General features: G+C 69.7%; 17 protein-coding genes. 5 read left to right on the top strand and 12 right to left on the bottom strand.

Translation table 11 applies throughout. The annotated features are described in order from the left end of the window. Nucleotides 1-124 precede the first annotated feature (124 nt). Nucleotides 125-673 carry a hypothetical protein gene (locus ACT54L_RS02470; RefSeq protein ID WP_476083950.1) on the bottom strand — a complete coding sequence of 183 codons (549 nt, stop codon included), beginning with the start codon at nucleotides 671-673 and terminating at the stop codon, nucleotides 125-127. 318 nt (nucleotides 674-991) lie between these two features. Between ACT54L_RS02470 and ACT54L_RS02465 the strand changes: the two genes are divergently transcribed. Continuing rightward, complete coding sequence (locus ACT54L_RS02465) at nucleotides 992-1,477, top strand: Hsp20 family protein (protein WP_476083949.1); 486 nt, start codon at nucleotides 992-994, stop codon at nucleotides 1,475-1,477. A 193-nt stretch (nucleotides 1,478-1,670) separates the two neighbouring features. Here the strand turns inward: ACT54L_RS02465 and ACT54L_RS02460 are convergent, their stop codons facing one another. The 7 genes from ACT54L_RS02460 to smc form a co-directional block, all read right to left on the bottom strand. After that, the gene (locus ACT54L_RS02460; protein WP_476083948.1) at nucleotides 1,671-2,963 is read right to left on the bottom strand and encodes an SGNH/GDSL hydrolase family protein; all 1,293 of its coding nucleotides are present in this window, start codon (nucleotides 2,961-2,963) and stop codon (nucleotides 1,671-1,673) included. A 372-nt stretch (nucleotides 2,964-3,335) separates the two neighbouring features. Continuing rightward, on the bottom strand, nucleotides 3,336-3,830 hold the full coding sequence (locus tag ACT54L_RS02455; RefSeq protein WP_476083947.1) for a F0F1 ATP synthase subunit B family protein: 495 nt from the start codon (nucleotides 3,828-3,830) through the stop codon (nucleotides 3,336-3,338). Between the two features lie 64 nt (nucleotides 3,831-3,894). Next, complete coding sequence (locus ACT54L_RS02450) at nucleotides 3,895-4,500, bottom strand: F0F1 ATP synthase subunit B (protein WP_476084402.1); 606 nt, start codon at nucleotides 4,498-4,500, stop codon at nucleotides 3,895-3,897. 188 nt (nucleotides 4,501-4,688) lie between these two features. Then, a complete protein-coding gene (locus tag ACT54L_RS02445) occupies nucleotides 4,689-4,916 on the bottom strand; it encodes a F0F1 ATP synthase subunit C (RefSeq protein ID WP_476083946.1) in 228 nt (75 codons plus the stop codon). A gap of 47 nt (nucleotides 4,917-4,963) precedes the next feature. Then, nucleotides 4,964-5,716 carry a F0F1 ATP synthase subunit A gene (locus ACT54L_RS02440; protein WP_476083945.1) on the bottom strand — a complete coding sequence of 251 codons (753 nt, stop codon included), beginning with the start codon at nucleotides 5,714-5,716 and terminating at the stop codon, nucleotides 4,964-4,966. 61 nt (nucleotides 5,717-5,777) lie between these two features. Further along, nucleotides 5,778-5,978: an AtpZ/AtpI family protein gene (locus tag ACT54L_RS02435; RefSeq protein ID WP_476083944.1), complete on the bottom strand. Its 201-nt coding sequence runs from the start codon at nucleotides 5,976-5,978 to the stop codon at nucleotides 5,778-5,780. 347 nt (nucleotides 5,979-6,325) lie between these two features. Then, the gene (smc, locus tag ACT54L_RS02430; protein ID WP_476083943.1) at nucleotides 6,326-9,778 is read right to left on the bottom strand and encodes a chromosome segregation protein SMC; all 3,453 of its coding nucleotides are present in this window, start codon (nucleotides 9,776-9,778) and stop codon (nucleotides 6,326-6,328) included. Between the two features lie 331 nt (nucleotides 9,779-10,109). Here smc and trxA point away from each other — a divergent pair, with 331 nt between their 5' ends. Both trxA and ACT54L_RS02420 read left to right on the top strand, forming a co-directional pair. Next, a complete protein-coding gene (trxA, locus tag ACT54L_RS02425) occupies nucleotides 10,110-11,036 on the top strand; it encodes a thioredoxin (RefSeq protein ID WP_476083942.1) in 927 nt (308 codons plus the stop codon). A 9-nt stretch (nucleotides 11,037-11,045) separates the two neighbouring features. Next, nucleotides 11,046-11,720: an LON peptidase substrate-binding domain-containing protein gene (locus ACT54L_RS02420; protein WP_476083941.1), complete on the top strand. Its 675-nt coding sequence runs from the start codon at nucleotides 11,046-11,048 to the stop codon at nucleotides 11,718-11,720. A gap of 20 nt (nucleotides 11,721-11,740) precedes the next feature. Here ACT54L_RS02420 and ACT54L_RS02415 read toward each other — a convergent pair whose 3' ends face one another. The 4 genes from ACT54L_RS02415 to ACT54L_RS02400 all read right to left on the bottom strand — a co-directional run bounded on the left by ACT54L_RS02415 (nucleotide 11,741) and on the right by ACT54L_RS02400 (nucleotide 14,598). Continuing rightward, the gene (locus tag ACT54L_RS02415; RefSeq protein WP_476083940.1) at nucleotides 11,741-13,285 is read right to left on the bottom strand and encodes a cryptochrome/photolyase family protein; all 1,545 of its coding nucleotides are present in this window, start codon (nucleotides 13,283-13,285) and stop codon (nucleotides 11,741-11,743) included. Next, nucleotides 13,282-13,455: a DUF2256 domain-containing protein gene (locus ACT54L_RS02410; RefSeq protein WP_476083939.1), complete on the bottom strand. Its 174-nt coding sequence runs from the start codon at nucleotides 13,453-13,455 to the stop codon at nucleotides 13,282-13,284. Before ACT54L_RS02410 ends, ACT54L_RS02415 begins: the two co-directional genes overlap by 4 nt. 3 nt (nucleotides 13,456-13,458) lie before the next feature. Next, nucleotides 13,459-14,187, bottom strand: a complete 729-nt coding sequence (locus ACT54L_RS02405; RefSeq protein ID WP_476083938.1) for an SDR family NAD(P)-dependent oxidoreductase — start codon at nucleotides 14,185-14,187, stop codon at nucleotides 13,459-13,461. Between the two features lie 66 nt (nucleotides 14,188-14,253). Beyond that, nucleotides 14,254-14,598, bottom strand: a complete 345-nt coding sequence (locus ACT54L_RS02400; RefSeq protein WP_274778109.1) for a hypothetical protein — start codon at nucleotides 14,596-14,598, stop codon at nucleotides 14,254-14,256. Here ACT54L_RS02400 and ACT54L_RS02395 point away from each other — a divergent pair. After that, entirely contained in the window at nucleotides 14,597-15,682 is a 1,086-nt protein-coding gene (locus ACT54L_RS02395; protein WP_476083937.1) for an RluA family pseudouridine synthase, read from the top strand. The genes ACT54L_RS02400 and ACT54L_RS02395 overlap by 2 nt on opposite strands. Before the next feature lie 177 nt (nucleotides 15,683-15,859). Continuing rightward, a complete protein-coding gene (rpoH, locus tag ACT54L_RS02390) occupies nucleotides 15,860-16,762 on the top strand; it encodes an RNA polymerase sigma factor RpoH (RefSeq protein WP_476083936.1) in 903 nt (300 codons plus the stop codon). The last annotated feature ends 291 nt before the right edge of the window (nucleotides 16,763-17,053 follow it).

The raw sequence follows: 17,053 nt of genomic DNA, 5'->3' as shown, positions 1-17,053 counted from the left end.
GGCCATTTCAGTGTGAGAGTGCGCCCGGCGTCGCGCCTTTTGCAATCCCGCCCGCATTGCAATCCCGCGCGCACGAGGTCCGGTCGAAAGCCTATAGCCCGGCCTGGGCGGGCCGCCAACGCGTTCAGTAGCGCTTGCCGTCGAAGCCGATCACTTCCATGCCGCTGATTTCGCCCGAGCGCGCATCGATCACCAGGCGCACGCGCTCCCGCCGGGGCCCGGTGGCTTCGCACAGATAGGTTTCCCCGCGCAGCTCCAGCCCGGAGATCTGGGTGAACCCCCGGTCGCGCAATTGGCTTTCCATCTCCATGGGCGTGTGCGGTCCGGTTCCGGCGGTGCGGCTGAAATAGGGCGAGAACACCGGGGCGGTGAAGAAGGCGCGGGCGAGGCCGTCGCTGGGATGGGCGGGCGGAACGGCGGGCGCGGAAATGATGCGGGGCGCCAGCTCCGGCTCGGGGCGGGGCGTGGTGAGCGGCAGAAAGGGTTCTTCGGGGGCGGAAATGCGAACCAGGCTGCCTGGCGGGCCGTTCCAATCGACCTCATCCGCCTGGCTTGCGCCGCTGGCGGCGGCGGCCGCGATCACCGCCTGCAAGCTCCGGCATTTCTGCGGGCTCTGGCAGGATGGGGCACAGACCGCCAGTGAAAGGCCCAGGATTGCGGCGCCGATGCGCATGGTCCGCCTCCCTGCCCGATGCGGCAGGACGCGTTGAGTTACAACAAGGTCTCCGCGTTGTGCCAGCCCCAAGACCACCCGCGGGACGTGCGCCGGAACCGCCGGATATCACGATCGGCACTATAGGGATCGCGCCTGAATGGGGAGCGGCGCGGTCATTCACGGCCCGTTCATGAATCCCGCCCGGCCCCATCTTGACGGCCGAAAGCCGGCTTCCCACATGCCTGGAAGCGCCGGTCATTCTGACGGCGCGACCAAACCGGGGCCGGCTTCGGCGGTCCCGGATGCTTCACGCGTATCGCTTTAGGAGGATATGCCATGCGTAGCTTTGACCTGACCCCTCTGTATCGCAACACCGTCGGCTTTGACCGCCTGTTCTCCCTCTTGGACACCGTCGGCGGCGTCGACGCGGCGCCCACCTATCCGCCCTACAATATCGAGCGGACCGGTGAGAACGACTATCGAATCACCGTCGCGGTCGCCGGCTTCACCGCCGAGGAACTCTCCATCGAGAGCAAGGAGAATGGCCTGACCATTCGTGGCGAGAAGGCCACGCAGGAGAATGCGGAGCACAGCCAGGTGCTCTATCGCGGCATCGCCGCGCGCGCGTTCGAGCGGCGGTTCCAGCTGGCCGACCATGTGGAAGTGCGCGGCGCGCGCCTCGAGAATGGCCTGCTCCATGTGGAGTTGGTGCGCAACATTCCCGAGGCTAAGAAGCCCCGCACCATCGCCATCGCCACCGCCCCGGCCGAGACGCCCCGCGTGACGTCGGTGGGCGAGACGAGCGAAGCCAAAGCCGCCTGATCGGCCGGAAGGGCGGCCGCCGCACGGCCGTCCCGCTCGCTGAAGGTGCAGCGCCGTGGGGCGTGGCGTCTGACATGCCTCCGGCGTCTGGCAGGCGCTCCGCTCCGGCGGGGCGCTTTTTTTGTGCCCCCACTCCAAGGCGTGGGATCTGAAAAGCCCGGGGCACGGCTCGCACCTTCGCAAGCCGGCGAGGTTACTTCTCCCTTGCCGCCGGACTTGTTCCTGCAGCAGAAGCCGGCGTGGACGCGCCGGCTGCGGCGGGCGTGCGGGGCGGCCAGGCAAAATCATCAGCACGGCCGGCGGGCGGGGCGAGCGGCAGCCCTTCCTTGAGGGCTTTCAGCGATTCGCTCCCGCTGGCGGCGACAGGCACGGCAGCCGGCTGCGGCCCGCCGCCGCCGGCGAGGCCGCCAGCGCCACGCGGGCGATCATTCAGGGACATGGGGCCGCGCGTCCCGTCGGCGCCGGGGCCCGTCTGGGCAAGCAGGTCGGTTTCGGCGAGAATGCGGGCAATGTCCTTCTGGGCGAAGAAGGCCAGCTTGCGGGCGCCCGCGCGGGTGAAGCGCACGCCGTCATTCTGGCGCAAGCGCCGCCTCTGGCCGTCCACGGCCGCGCCGGAGGCATTGTACTTGCCCTCCTCGTCCACAAAGCCGTCCCACACATTCACGAAGGTGATGCCCGCCTTGGCCGCATGGCTCTTCAGAATGTCGTTCAGCCGCTCATAATCCGCCGTGGTCGCCGGTGTCTGAACGGGGGCCAGACCCACCACCACCACGTTGCGGGCGCGGGCGCGCACGGCATTCAGAAGGTCGTCCAGCCGCTTGCCATAGAGTTCCGTCCACCGGTCCGTGAAGGGCTCCACCAGGGTGTCGCCGTCGCGGATGGGATGAATGTCGTTGGAACCCAGCGCGATGACGGTGACACCGGGCCGGCCGGCGGTGACCGCATCGGGCCACTTGGCCATCCAGTCGGTGATATCAGCCGTCTCCCCCGGCAGATAGCCGCTGTCGTCGTCGGTGCGGGCGATCACGGCGGGGGCGCCCTTTTCGGGCACATAGGCGTCGGCCAGACCCTTGGCGAACTGCGCGCCGAGGCGGTCGCCGATCACCAGAACGAACTTGGTGGGCGGCTGCTTCTTGCCCTGCACCGCCTCATCCGCGGAGGAATAGACCGTGCCTTCCGGCTCGGGCGGCGGCTGCGGCTGCTTGGGCACCTGGGGCTGCGCCTGCTGGGGCTGCTGCTGCTGGGGAGGCAGGAAAGGCGCAAACGGGTTCCAGCCCCCGAACAGGCCACCTCCACCGCCCCCACCCACATTGGCGGGGGGACGGGGAATGCTGCCCGGCGGCCGCAGATCCTGCGCCTGGGCGGCGGTGACCAGCGCCGCGAGGCACAGGACCAGCGCGGCCAGCCACGTCCGAACCGCCGTCCAGCGCGCGGCGCTGGGCAGGCGCGCCCAAGGGTGAGGCGGTAAGAGGGCGGCAGGCATCATGCCCAAGCAATGGCCGACCTTGCCGGCGGTTTCAAGACGGCATGGCGACCTACAAGGCGTGTCCTCCGCCGCCGCGGGGTGCCCGTTGGGAGGGGAGGGCGCGCCGGGCCGCAGGAAAGGGCGGGCCAACAGGGCGCGCGTGTCGGCGTGGCATGGGCGCACGCGTGGGCAGAGGCGTGGTGCCGCGGGTGCGACCTCCGAGGGGGTTCGCCGGGACGCACGACCGGCCTCGGTCTTCAGGCGTCACGCGGGCGCCGGCCGACGCGGGAGAGCGGCCCTGAAACGGAAGACGCCGCCGGCCCGGGGGCGCGGCGGCGTCTTCAACATCCATCGGGCTTCGATGCGGCCCCGGAAGGGGCGACGCGCGAGGCCTCAGTTCAGCTTCGCCTTCACGTCGGAGATGGCGGAGCCCACCAGGCGCTCACCCACGGCGGCGTCACGGGCGATGCCGGACAGGAGCCGCTCGGCCGCCTTCACCGCTGCGTCGGCAGCTACCGCCTTCACGTCGGCCACGGCCTGGGATTCGGCCTGGGAAATCTTCTCTTCCGCCATGCGGGTGCGGCGGGCGACGAAGTCTTCCAGCTTGGCGCGGGTCTCGGAGGCCAGGCGCTCGGCCTCGGCCTTCGCGGCGGTCACGATGGATTCCGCCTCGGTCTCCGCCTCGCGCTGCTTGCGCTTGTATTCGGCCACCAGCTTCTGCGCCTCTTCCTTGAGGCGGCGGGCTTCGTCCAGCTCGGCGGCGATGCGGGCACCGCGATTGTCCAGCGCCGCGGCGATGGTGCGGTGGACGCCGTAATAGAGCAGGATGGCGACGAACAGCAGGAAGGCGATGGCCACCCAGAGCTCGGCCAATTGCATCTCGTTCATGGCAGTCCTCGATCGCCGGTATCAGGTCGCCGCCCCCGCGCTCGACGCGGGGCGGCAGGGAAAATCACGCGCCCGTCTTCTGGGCGAGAGCCGCATCCACCGCCTGCTCCACGTCGCCGGCATGAGCGGACGTGCCCACGAGACGGGTGACGATGGTGCTGGCCGTGTCCACGGCGATGCCGCGCACATGCGACATGGCTTCGGTCTTGGTGGCGCCGATGCGACGTTCCGCCTCTTCAAGCTTGGCGGCGAGGCTCGCTTCCAGGCTCTTGCGGTTGGTCTCGGTCTCGGCGGCAAGGCGGTTGCGCGCCTCACCGGCAATGGCATTGGCCTTGTTGCGGGCCTCTACCAGAGCCCTCTCGTAGGCGGCCAGGGCCGCTTCACTCTCCGCCCGGCGCTGGGACGCCTCTTCCAGATCGCGGGCGATCCGGTCATGACGTTCTTCCAGGATGCGGCCGATGCGCGGAAGCGTCACGCGGCTCATCAGGAAGTAAAGCGCGCCGAAGGTCAGCGCCAGCCAGAACAGCTGGGAGGCGAAATGGGTGGGGTTGAACGGCGGGAAGCCCCCGCCGTGCTCACCACCCGCCGCCTTGTCGCCATGCACCGCATGGGCAAGTTCGCCCGAAGCCGGAGCGGCCGCGTGGGCCTCGGCGACGACGAAGGAGGTCATCGTGTTCCACACCCGCGCAGGTGCGGTATCGCTGCCGGCCACCACCGTCACCGGCCCTGCCATCAGCAGGCATCCCGTCACAGCCGCAGCAACTGTCAGCTTCCATGTCTTGGTCATGGCTCGCCTGTCCGTCCTTCGTCCATCAGGCTCCCGGGCGCACCCGGAAGCCACCGCTTATGTCGCGCCGATCAGGCCACGAAGAGCAGAACGAGAGCGACGACGAGCGAGAAGATGCCGAGACCTTCCGCGAGCGCCGCGCCGATGAACGCGCGGGCGAACTGGCCGTCGGCCGCAGAGGGGTTGCGCAGGGCGCCGGAGAGGAAGTTTCCGAAGATGTTACCGACGCCGATGCCGGCGAGACCCATGCCGAGGCAGGCGAGACCGGCGCCCAGGAACTTAGCAGCGTTCGCGTCCATAGTACTGCTCCTTGAGAAACACGTGAGGGTTCAGATGAGGGCGGGGCTCAGTGGCCCGGATGCACCGCATCGTTGAGATAGATCGAGGTGAGGACCGCAAACACATAGGCCTGCAGCACCGCGACCAGCAGCTCGAGCGCCGTCAGCGCCACGATCATGAAGAAGGGAAGCACCGCGCCGAACCAGCCGGCGACGCCGAGCGAGGCCAGGCCCACCACGAAGAAGGCGAACACCTTCAGGGCGATATGGCCGGCCAGCATGTTGGCGAACAGACGCAGCGACAACGAGATCGGGCGGGAGATGAAGGACACCACCTCGATCAGCACCACGAAGGGCAGAAGGAAGGAGGGCACGCCCGACGGCACGAACAGGTGCAGGAAGTGGGTGCCGTGCTTGAAGAAGCCGTAGACCACCACGGTGCCGATCACCAGGAGCGCCAAGGCGGCGGTGACGATGATGTGGGCGGTGATGGTGAAGGTGTAGGGGATGAGGCCCACCACGTTCGCGACGAACACGAACATGAACAGGGAGAAGACCAGTGGGAAGAACACCATGCCCTGGCTGCCGGCCGAGTCCCGTACCATCTTGGCTATGAATTCGTAGGACATCTCCGCCACCGACTGCATGCGGCCTGGCACCAGGGTGCGGCCGCGCGTGGCGTAGGTCAGGAACAGGAAGATGGCCGCGACGATGCCCACCATGAAGGCGGCGGAATTGGTGAACGAGACGCTGACGCCCGAGACATGCAGCAGCTCTACATAACGCTGCACTTCAAACTGGTGGATCGGATCGATGTTCATCCGACACGCGCCCCTGTTCCGTGCGGCTTGCGCCGCCACAATTCCACGTCCTCTGCGGGGCTCATCCCTGCGGAGGCTTCTTTCCACCGGTCTCGCCGGCCGCGCGCATCATATTGAGCACGCCGGCGGCAAAGCCGATCAGGGTGAAGAGGATGATGCCCCAGGGCGACACCGAAAAGACGGTGTCGATGCCCCAGCCGATCATGGCCCCCACCAGAGTCCCCGCCACGAACTCCGATCCCAGGCGAAAGGCCAAAGCCATGCCCGAGGCGGTGTTGTTGCGTTGCGGTCCCGTCGGCTGCGATTGGTCTTTTGGCCGCGCCTTGTCAAGCGCGGCATTGAGACGCTGAAGCCGATCCGCAAGTCCGGGATCACCCACCCCTGGTTCTTGGTCCGCTTGCCGTTGGCCCGTCTTCCGAGGATCGGAATCCGATCGTTTCGACATGGTACGAACTCCGGCTTCGCGGGTTGTGGATCAGGCGATCACGGCCCCCCGAAACCGCGCGGCACCATAGTTGCGGCATATTTGAGTGTCAAGAAAAGCGCGGAGCGATTTAACTGCCTGAAAACACGCGAAAAACGACAGTGAACTCAAGCTCTTGGCACCGATCAGCTCACCTCGCGTAAGCGCTCGGCATGCTGCAGGTCCACAGACACCAGTCGTGACACGCCACGTTCGGCCATGGTGACGCCGAACAGCCGGTCCATGCGCGCCATGCTGATGGGATTGTGCGTGATGACCAGGAAGCGGGTGTCGGTCAGCCGCGTCATTTCGTCCATCAGCACGCAGAAGCGTTCCACATTGGCGTCGTCCAGCGGCGCGTCCACCTCATCCAGCACGCAGATGGGCGCAGGATTGGTCAGGAACACCGCGAAGATCAGTGCCATGGCGGTGAGCGCCTGCTCGCCGCCGGAGAGCAAGGAGAGCGTCTGCGGCTTCTTGCCCGGTGGCTTGGCGATGATGTCGAGGCCGGCTTCCAGCGGGTCATCCGCGTCGGTCAGCACCAATTGCGCCTCGCCGCCACCGAACAGCGTGTCGAACAGCTTGCGGAAATGGGCGTCCACCACGGCGAAGGAGGCCTGAAGGCGCTCGCGCGCCTCGCGGTTCAGGCTTTGGATGCCCGAGCGCAGGCGACGGATGGCTTCCACCAAATCGTCGCGCTCGCGGGTCAGCGTCTCCAGCCGCCCGTCCGCTTCCTCAAGCTCCACCTCGGCCCGCAGATTGACCGCCCCGAGGCGGTCCCGCTCGCGCCGAGCCCGCTCAAGGGCGGCTTCCACTGCGTCGAGGGGCGGCGGCTCGGCATCGGCGGTGAGGCCGGAGAGGGTGAAGGCGGTCTCCGGCGGTCCGTCGAGGGCATCGGCGATGTCGCGGGCCACATCGTCGCGCCGCTGGCGGGCGGCCTCCAGGCGCGCCTCGCAGCGGGCGGCTTCCTCGCGGGCGGCAGAGAGGGCGGCGAGCGCGTCCTTGGCCGCTTGGTCGGCCGCCGCCAGCGCGGCCTCGCCTTCCGCCAGGCGGTCGGCGGCGGCGCGGCGGGTGGCTTCCGCCTGCTCGGTTTCGGTCAGCAGCCGGCGGCGGCGCAGCACGATCTCGGCGGGGGCGTCGGCCAGGCCGTCCAGTTCCGCCTGGGCCTCGTCGCGGCGGGCTTCCAGGGCGGCGATGCGGGCACCCGCGCCGCCCGCCCGCTCGGTCCAGGAGCGCCGTTCCCCGGCTATGGCTTCCAGGCGCCTCAGGCGGGCGGCTCGTTCGCGGTCGAGCGCCGAGGCCTGGGCGCGGGTTTCGGCGAGCCGGGCGCGGGCCTGGGCCGCCTGGGCGCGGGCCTCGGCGAGGCTCGCCTCCATGAGGGCGGGTGATTCGAGGCTCGCCAGTTCCGCCTGGAGGGCACGCTCCGCCGCCTCCGCCTCGGCGCGGGCCGCCGTGATTCGGGCGCGGGCCTCCCCCAATGCGGACAGGCGGGCGGCATGCTGGGCGGCGCGGCGCTCGCCGGCGGCTTCCGCTTCCCGCGCCATTTCGGCGGCGCGCTGGGCGGCGCGACGGGCTTCGCGGGCCTGGGCCTCCGCGTGGCCTTCGGCGCGCACCCGCTGGTCGAGAGAGGCCGCCTCGGCTCGCAGGCGCTCCACCCAATGGCGCGCCTCCTCCGCCTCGGCGGTAAGGTCGGCGAGGCGGTTGCGCTCGGCGAGGCGCCGGGCGGCGGCGGTGGGGGCGTCGGCGGCGGCCACCAGGCCGTCCCAGCGCCACAGATCCCCTTCGCGCGAGACCAGGCGCTGGCCGGGCCGCAGGGCGGCCTGAAGGCGCGGCCCGTCCGCCTGCGCCACCACCCCCACTTGGGCAAGGCGCCGGGCAAGGGCCGGCACGCCGGAGACGCGCACGGCCAAGGGCTCGGCCCCGGCCGGCAGCAGCGGATCGCCGGCCACGATGTCGGCGCCGGCCCAGCGGGCGGGTGCGCGCTCATCTACGGGCAGATCCAGATCGTCCCCCAAGGCGGCGCCCAGCGCCACCTCATAGCCCTTCTCCACCGTCAGGAGATCGGCCACGGAAGGAAAGCGCCGGTCGGCGGACTGGAGCAGCTTGGAGAGGGTGCGCGCCTCGGTGTCGAGGCGGCCGAACCGGCGCTCGGCCTCGGCCAGCGTCGGCCGCAGGGCCTCGGCGGCGGCGCGGGCCTCCCCGTGGGCGGCCTCGGCCAGAGCTGTCATGTCCTCGGCGGCATCGAGCCGCTCGCGGGCGGTGGCGGATGCTTCGCGCAGGCGCTCCAAGCCCTCGGTGCCCGCCTCCCGCCGCAGCCGCCCTTCCTCCGCTTCCACCGAGGCATGCTCGGCGGCGGCGCGCATGAGGCGGGTGCGCACGTCGCGCATCTGGCCGTCCAGCACGCCGCGCCGGGCGCCCAGATCCGCGAACGCCTGGGTCCGTTCCTCCAGCATGGATTCGGCCTCCGCCAGGCGATCCTCCGCCTCCGAGCGGGCGATGGCGGCATCCTCCTCGGCGATAACAGCGTCTTCCTGCTGGGCGGCGAGCCCCTCCGCTTCCTCGGCGAGGCGCTCCAGCACGCCTTCCGCGTCCGCCGAGAGGGCATGCTCGCGGGCAACGTCCTGGGCCAATTGGGCAAGGCGGCGCTCCAGTTCCTGGCTGCGCACCGCAAGGCGGGCCTCCTCCCGGTCCAGCTCCTCGCGGGCATGGACAAGCCGCTGCACCCGGGCGGCGGCCTCCGCGTCCGCCTGACGCAGGGCGGGCAGCACATGGGCGGCCACCGCCTGGAGGCGAGCCGCTTCCGCTTGGTCGCGGGTGCGGGCGGCGCCTTCGCCGGCCATAAGCTCCATCTGGCGCTGAGCGTCGGCCAAGGTTGCCGTCACCTCCCGCCAGCGCAGCCAGAGCAAGGTGGCCTCCTGACGGCGGATGTCCTCGGCCACGGCGCGATAGCGCACCGCCTGGCGGGATTGGCGGCGCAGGCTGTCCACCTGGGTGGCGAGCTGGGTGAGCACGTCCTCCAGGCGCAGGAGATTCTGCTCGGCGCCCTTCAGGCGCAGTTCGGCCTCGTGCCGGCGGGCATGGAGGCCGGCGACGCCCGCGGCTTCTTCCAGGATGCGCCGCCGGGCCGCCGGCTTGGCGCCCACGATCTCGCCGATCTGCCCTTGCCGCACCAGGGCCGGCGAGCGGGCGCCCGTGGAGGCGTCGGCGAACAGGAGATGGACGTCGCGGGCCCGCACGTCGCGACCATTGATGCGATAGTTCGAGCCCGCCCCGCGCTCGATGCGCCGGACCACCTCGATCACATCGTCCCCATTGAAGGCGGCGGGCGCGGTGTGGTCGGTATTGTCCAGCTGGAGGGCGACCTCGGCGGTGTTGCGGGCGGGGCGCGCCGTGGTGCCGGCGAAGATGACCGAATCCATGTCCTGGGCGCGGAAGGCCTTGTGGGAGCTTTCCCCCATGACCCAGCGCAGGGCCTCAACCAGGTTCGACTTGCCGCACCCGTTCGGCCCGACGACGCCGGTGAGGCCGGGTTCGATCAGGAGGTCGGTCGGCTCCACGAAGGTCTTGAAGCCGGTCAGCCGAAGGCGGTTGAATTTCATTGCGGCGGGGTGTGCCCTTCCTTTGAAGGTCCGTCAAATCAGCCTGGGCTGGGGGCTTGCGGCCCGCAAGGGCGTGGCGGCCTGCGTCCACACTCCTCGCGGCCCTGTCCACCGCTTCCCGCCCGTTTTGCCGCCGGTGGGTGGCCGGCAACCACCTTTCCCCGTCGTCGGCGGGGCGGGAGGTGGCGGCCGCGCATTTGGGCTTTCCCGTCACCCGTTCGCGCTCTAGAAGCGTGTTCACGGCGGTTGCGCCCGCGCGCCCGGCTCCCATCTATGGGGCAGGCCCGTGGCGCATGACCGCGACCGGGCACAGCTTTTAAGGACCAGAACCATGCTGTTCAAGCAGGCGGGCGGGGCCCAGGCGGCGGCTCCGGGCGGGCAGGTCGGCGCGGACGACGTGACCGAGACCACCACCCAGACCTTCATGGCGGATGTGATCGAGGAATCCCGTCGCCGTCCGGTGCTGGTGGACTTCTGGGCCCCCTGGTGCGGCCCCTGCAAGACGCTGGGCCCCATCATCGAGCGCGCTGTGGCGGCCACCAAGGGCAAGGTCAAGCTCGTCAAGATGAACATCGACGAGCATCCGGCGGTGGCGCAGCAATTGCGCATCCAGTCCATTCCCACCGTCTATGCCTTCGTCAACGGCCAGCCGGTGGACGGCTTCATGGGCGCCCTGCCGGAGAGCCAGATCAAGGCCTTCATCGAGCGCCTCATGGGCGGCCCGGCGGACGCCGACATCGCCGAAGTGCTGGCCGCCGCCGACGCGGCGCTGGCGGAAGGGGATGTGGCCGGCGCGGCGGAGATCTTCGCCCATGTGCTGGCCCAGGAGCCCGATAATCTGAAGGCCCTGGGCGGCCTCGTCCGCGCCCAGGTGGCGGGCGGCGCCCTCGACCAGGCCAAGGCGACCCTTCAGATGGTGCCGGCCGGCAAGGAAGGCGACAGCGCCATCACCGCTGCCAAGGCCGCCCTGGATCTGGCCGAGCAGGCCGCCGCGCTTGGCGATCTCGCCACCCTCCAGGCCAAGGTCGACATCGACCCCCTGGATCATCAGTCCCGCTTCGACCTCGCTCTCGGCCTTAATGGCCGTGGCCGTCGCGAGCAGGCGCTCATCCATCTGCTCGACATCGTCAAGCGGGATCGCAGCTGGAACGAGGATGCGGCGCGCAAGCAGCTCCTCCAGCTGTTCGAGGCCTGGGGCCCCACCGATCCGCTGACCATTTCGGGACGTAAGAAGCTTTCGGCGATCCTGTTCGCCTGAAGGAGCATCGTGGCTAACCGCCGTTCGTATCATGCGCCGGGCGACGTGCCCGGCACCGCCGCGGTCTTCCCGCTGTCCGGCGCGCTGCTGCTGCCGCGCGCCGAATTGCCGTTGAACGTGTTCGAGCCCCGCTATCTGGAGATGGTGGACGACGCGCTCGCGGGCGACCGGCTCATCGTCATGGTCCAGCCGGACGAGACCAAGCCCGAGACCACGCACGGGCCTGCCGTCTTCAAGGTGGGCTGCATCGGCCGCATCACCCAGTTCGCCGAGACCGGCGACGGGCGCTATCTCATTACCCTGACCGGCATCTGCCGGGTGCGGATGGGGGCCGAGGAGACCACCGACACCCCCTATCGGCGCTTCGCCATCGACGCCTCCGCGTTCGGCGCCGATTTCGACGAGAGCGCCGGCGAGGAGGATGTGGACCGCAGCGCGCTGCTTTCGGCGCTGGCCGCCTTCCTGGAGGCCAACCATCTGGCGGCGGACTGGGACGGCATCCAGCAGGCGGGCACCGAGACGCTGGTGAACGCGCTGTGCGTCATGTCGCCCTATGGCGCCCTGGAGAAGCAAGCGCTGCTGGAGGCGGGAACGCTGAAGGAGCGGGCGGAGATGCTGGTGGCCATCACCCAGATGCTGCTCGCCCGCATGCCCGGCGATGACGGGGAATCCTCCCTCCAGTGATCCGCCGGCGACACGCCGCCTCATGACCATTGTCCCGTGGCGGGCAGGCTGTCGAGGAAGGCGTCCGCCTGCGCCTTGAGGCGCGCCTTGCGCTCCGGGGGCATGCGTTCCAGCGTGCGATAGGGCATGGCCATGCGCGGATTGCCGGCGAGCGCGTCGGCATTGTCCATCAGGAAGGTCCAATAGAGGAGGTTGAACGGGCAGGCGCCCGGTCCTTCCTTGATGTCCGGGTCATAGGCGCAGCCCCGGCAATAGTCCGACATGCGGTTGATATAGGCGCCCGAAGTCGCATAGGGCTTGGAGCCAAGCCGCCCGCCGTCGGCATGCAGCACCATGCCGTGGACATTGGGCAGTTCCACCCACTCGAACGCATCCACATAGACGGCCAGGTACCACGCTTCGATCTGGCGCGGCGCGATGCCCGCCAGAAGCGCGAAGTTTCCGGTGACCATCAGGCGCTGGATATGGTGCGCATAGGCGGTGCGGCGGGTGACATCCACCACCGCGCGCAGGCAGGCCATGTCCGTCTCGCCGGTCCAGTAGAAGTCGGGCAGGTCCCGCTGGGCGTTGAGATGGTTGGTGTCCGCATAAGCGGGCATGTCGTGCCAATAGAGGCCCCGCACGAACTCCCGCCAGCCCAGGATCTGCCGGATGAAGCCCTCCACCCCATTGAGGGGCGCCGCGTCTCCCCGATAGGCCGCCTCCGCCCGCAGGCACACCTCAAGGGGCGTGAGGAGGCCGGCATTGAGATAGGGCGAGAGGAGGCCGTGGAAGAGGAAGTCCTCCCCGGCCTTCATGGCGTCCTGATAGTCGCCGAAGCGGGGCAGGGCAGTGGCGATGAAATCGTCCAGCGCCTGGAGGGCATCCGCCCGCGTCACCGCCCAGCCGAAGCCCTCCAGCGTCCCGAAATGATTTCCGTAACGCGCCTCAACCAGGGCGACGACCTCCTGCGTCACCCTATCCGGGGCGAAGCGGCGGCGGCCGGGAAGCGGCAGGTTGTCCGGCAGGCGGCGGCGGTTCTCGGGGTCGAAGTTCCAGCGCCCGCCGGCGGGCTCATCGCCGTCCATGAGCAGGCCGGTGCGCCGGCGCAGGGTGCGGTAGAAATATTCCATGCGCAGCTGGCGCTTGGTGCCGGCCCAGGCGGCGAAGTCGTCGTGCGAGGCCAGGAACCGTGTGTCGGGGCGGATCTCCAGCGGCACGGCCAGCTCGTCGCGCCAAGTCTCCATCATCTCGCGCACCCGCCATTCGCCGGGCTCGGTCATGACGATATGTGCGGGCGCATGGCGGGCGATGGCCCGCTCCAGCTCGGCGCCGAAGGTGCCGCCATTGGCGGGGTCGTCGAGCCGCACATAGTCCACCGCGATGCCTTCCGCCTGAAGCTCGGCCGCGAAATGGCGCATGGCGGAGAGCAGGAAGACGATCTTCTGCTTGTGGTGGCGCACATAGGTGGCTTCTTCGTCCACCTCCACCATCAGCACCACGTCGTTTTCCCGGTCGAGGCCGTCGAGCGCGGTGAGGCCGCGCGTGAGCTGGTCGCCCAGGAGGAAGCGCAAGGTGCCGCTCATGGCGCGCCCGTCCGGCTTTTGCGATTGCCCCGGCAGCGGTCGGAGCAATAACGCACCTCGTCCCACACCGCCTTCCATTTGCGCCGCCAGGCGAAGGGGCGGCCGCAGGTGGCGCAGATGCGGGTGGGCAGGTCCGCCTTCGCCACCCTCTTGGGGCGCGGGCCGGGCATGGCTCAGCCCTTGGTACGCAAGGTGGAGCGCCCGCCATCGACGCCGATGACCTGGCCCGTGATCCAGTCCGCCTCCGGCGACAGGAGGAAGGCGGCGAGTCCCGCGCTGTCCTGCGCCTCGCCCAGGCGGGGCAGGGCATGGAGGCCGGCAATGGCGCCGGCCATTTGCGGGCTGGAGGTGAGCGAGGCCGCCAGCGGCGTCTTGGTGAGGGAGGGCGCGATGGCGTTCACCCGCACCTTGGGGGCGAGCTCGGCCGCCAGAGACAAGGTGAGGCCCTCCACCGCGCCCTTGGCCAGCGACACCGACACATGGGCGGCGAAGCCCTGGCGGGCGGCGACCGAGGAGAAGAGGACCACGCTCGCCGTGCCCTCATAAGCCTTGAGCGCGGGCAGGGCCGCTTGGACGGCGAGGGCGGCGGCGCCCGCATTGAGCCAGAAGTCGGCCTTGATGTCAGCCGCCGACACGCGGTGCAGGGGCTTCAGGGTGATGGAGCCCACCGCATAGGCAAGGCCGGCCAGCGCCGACCCGGCCTCCGCTGCGGCGCGGGCGAAGAGGGTTTCGTCGGTGACGTCGCCCTGCGTGGTGGTGGCGCCGGTCTCATCCGCCACGGCGGCGAGGCGCGCCGCGTCCCGGCCCACCAGATGCAGGCCGAAGCCCTTGGCCTTCAGCGTCCGGGCGAGGGCCGCGCCAATGCCGCCGCTGCCGCCATAAATGAGCACCTTGCCTGCCATCGCCAGCCCTCATGCGGCCTCAAGCGGGCCGGGTGAGGGCAGTTACGGCGCAGGTGGGGCTTTGGTTCAGGGCTCCACGGCGAACTTCAGGCGGCCGGTCGGGGCGAGGGTGTCGAGCCGGAAGGTGCGGATTTCCACCGTGCCGCCCACTTTCAGGGTCAGCACCAGGGTATCGCCGCTGACCGCCGTGGAGACCACCTCGGCGCCCTTGGGCAAGGTGGTGGTGATCTCGCCGGGGCTGGCCACCTTGTCGCGGAGCATGCGATAGGCAATGACGCCGAACACGGATGCCAGACCCAGCACCATGATCAGGCCCGAGACCATGGAGAAGCGGCGCACCTTGCGCAGCACCCGCTCCTGGTCAGGCGTGAGGGGCTCCTGGGTGTCGGGTTCGAGCGGACGGTTGAACATGAAAGAGCCTGACGTGAGTGGACCTGTGGCGCGTGGACCCGGCTTCGACGCGGACGATGACTTCGCCTGCGACCTCGCACAAGACGGGGAAGCCGCCGGAGCGGAGACCGTCGCGGTTACGGTCGAGCCCGCCGATGCGGGGTCCCGAACGGACCGCTTCCTTGCCGGCCGCCTGCCGGACCTCAGCCGCACCCGCCTCCAGCGGCTGGTGGCGGACGGCCGCGTGCGGAACGGCGAGCGAGTGGTAGGAGACGCGGCCGAGCGGGTCAATGCCGGCGACGTGCTCACCGTTGCCGTGCCGGCGCCCGAGCCCGCCGAGCCGGTGCCGCAGGACATCCCGTTGAACGTGGTGCACGAGGATGCCCACCTGATCGTGATCGACAAGCCCGCCGGCCTGGTGGTGCATCCCGCGCCCGGCCATTGGGACGGAACACTGGTGAATGCCCTGCTGCACCAGTGCGGGGAGAGCCTCTCCGGCATTGGCGGCGTGCGGCGGCCGGGCATCGTGCACCGGCTGGACAAGGACACGTCCGGCCTCCTGGTGGTGGCCAAGACCGATGCCGCCCACAAGCACCTGGCCGCCCAGTTCGCCGACCATGGCCGCACCGGCGACCTGACCCGCGCCTATCTCGCCTTCGTCTGGGGCGCGCCGGAGCATCGCGGCACGGTGGACGCGCCCATCGACCGGCATGCCACCAACCGCCAGAAGATGGCGGTGCGGGCCTCCGGGCGGGAGGCGATCACCCATTGGCGGCTCATCGAGACCTTCCTTGATGCTTCGGGCGAGGTGGTGGCGAGCCTGGTGGAGTGCCACCTGGAGACCGGGCGCACCCACCAGATCCGCGTCCACATGGCCCACATCGGCCATCCCCTCTTGGGCGACGAGGTCTATGGGGCGGGTTTCCGCACCAAGACGTCCCGTCTGCCGGAGGCGGCGCAGGCCATGCTCAAAGCGCTGGACCGGCAGGCGCTGCACGCCGCGCATCTGGGCTTTGCCCACCCGGCCACCGGCGAGGTGATGGGCTTCGATAGCGAATTGCCGGCGGATCTCGCCGCCCTGGAGACGGCGCTGCGGGCCGGGTGAGGCGCCTCCCGCTACCGCTCCAGGTCGCGTCGACGTGAACGAAAGGGGTCTCGCGGCGCCGGGGATCCAATCTTTCGCATTGCCGTTATGAAAGATATGATGCGCTTTCGCTGCCGGCGTTTCGCGGCGGCGTGTGTGGCTGCTCGCGTCGAGGGCCACGAGGGAAGGAGGCCTTTCATGGCCCAGGCACGCCACATGCCCATTCCGTCCGCAGAGGGCGGTCTGTCGCGCTATCTTGAGGAGATCCGGCGGTTCCCCATGTTGGAGCCGCAGGAGGAATATATGCTGGCCAAGAGCTGGCGCGAGCATGGGGATCGCGATGCGGCCCATCGGCTCGTCACCAGCCATCTGCGCCTCGTGGCGAAGATCGCCATGGGCTATCGCGGCTATGGCCTGCCCATTTCCGAAGTGATCTCCGAGGGCAATGTGGGCCTCATGCAGGCGGTGAAGCGGTTCGAGCCCGACAAGGGCTTCCGCCTGGCCACCTATGCCATGTGGTGGATCCGCGCCTCGATTCAAGAATATATCTTGCGGTCGTGGAGCCTCGTGAAGATGGGCACCACGGCGGCGCAGAAGAAGCTGTTCTTCAACCTGCGCAAGGCCAAGAGCCAGATCTCGGCGCTGGAGGAGGGCGACCTGCGCCCCGACCAGGTCAAGCAGATCGCCACCAAGCTGGGCGTCACCGAGGACGAGGTGGTGGAGATGAACCGCCGCCTCGGCGGCGACGCCTCCCTGAACGCCCCGCTGCGCGACGATGGCGACAGCGGCGAGTGGCAGGACTGGCTGGTGGACGAGCGCGATGACCAGGAAAACGCGCTCGCCGAGCAGGAGGAGATGGACAATCGCCGCACGGCTCTGGCCGGCGCGCTGTCCGTGCTCAATGACCGCGAGCGTCGCATCTTCGAGGCCCGCCGCCTCGCCGAGGACCCGGTGACGCTGGAAGAACTGGCCGCCGAATTCGGCGTCTCCCGCGAGCGCGTCCGCCAGATCGAGGTGCGCGCCTTCGAGAAGGTGCAGAAGGCGGTGGTGGACCGCGTCCGCTCCCTGGAAGAGCCCACGGCGGAGACCGAGCCGGCCTGATTGGGCTGGCGGTCGGGTTGGCTTGGCATGGGCGTGGCTGCGATGGCACTGCGCGTCCGCGGGTGTCGGCGCCTCCGGGTCAAGACCGGCGCCACGCGCTCGCCTCACCGTCATGGCCGGGCTTGTCCCGCACGTCGTCTGTTGACGACTCGCGCCCCTCGTCTCGGAACCCGCACACATGCGGGTTCCGGCCATCCACGGGGCTCCGTAAGGACGAAGCTAAGGGAGAGGCGTGGATGCCCGGGACGAGCCCGGGCATGACAGCCGGGGAGGGCGCGCCCGCCTGATCGT

It is taken from the genome of Aquabacter sp. DMC10, from assembly GCF_056314145.1.
Note: the sequence above shows the minus strand (reverse complement) of the source record. Positions and strands in the feature narration are given on the sequence as shown.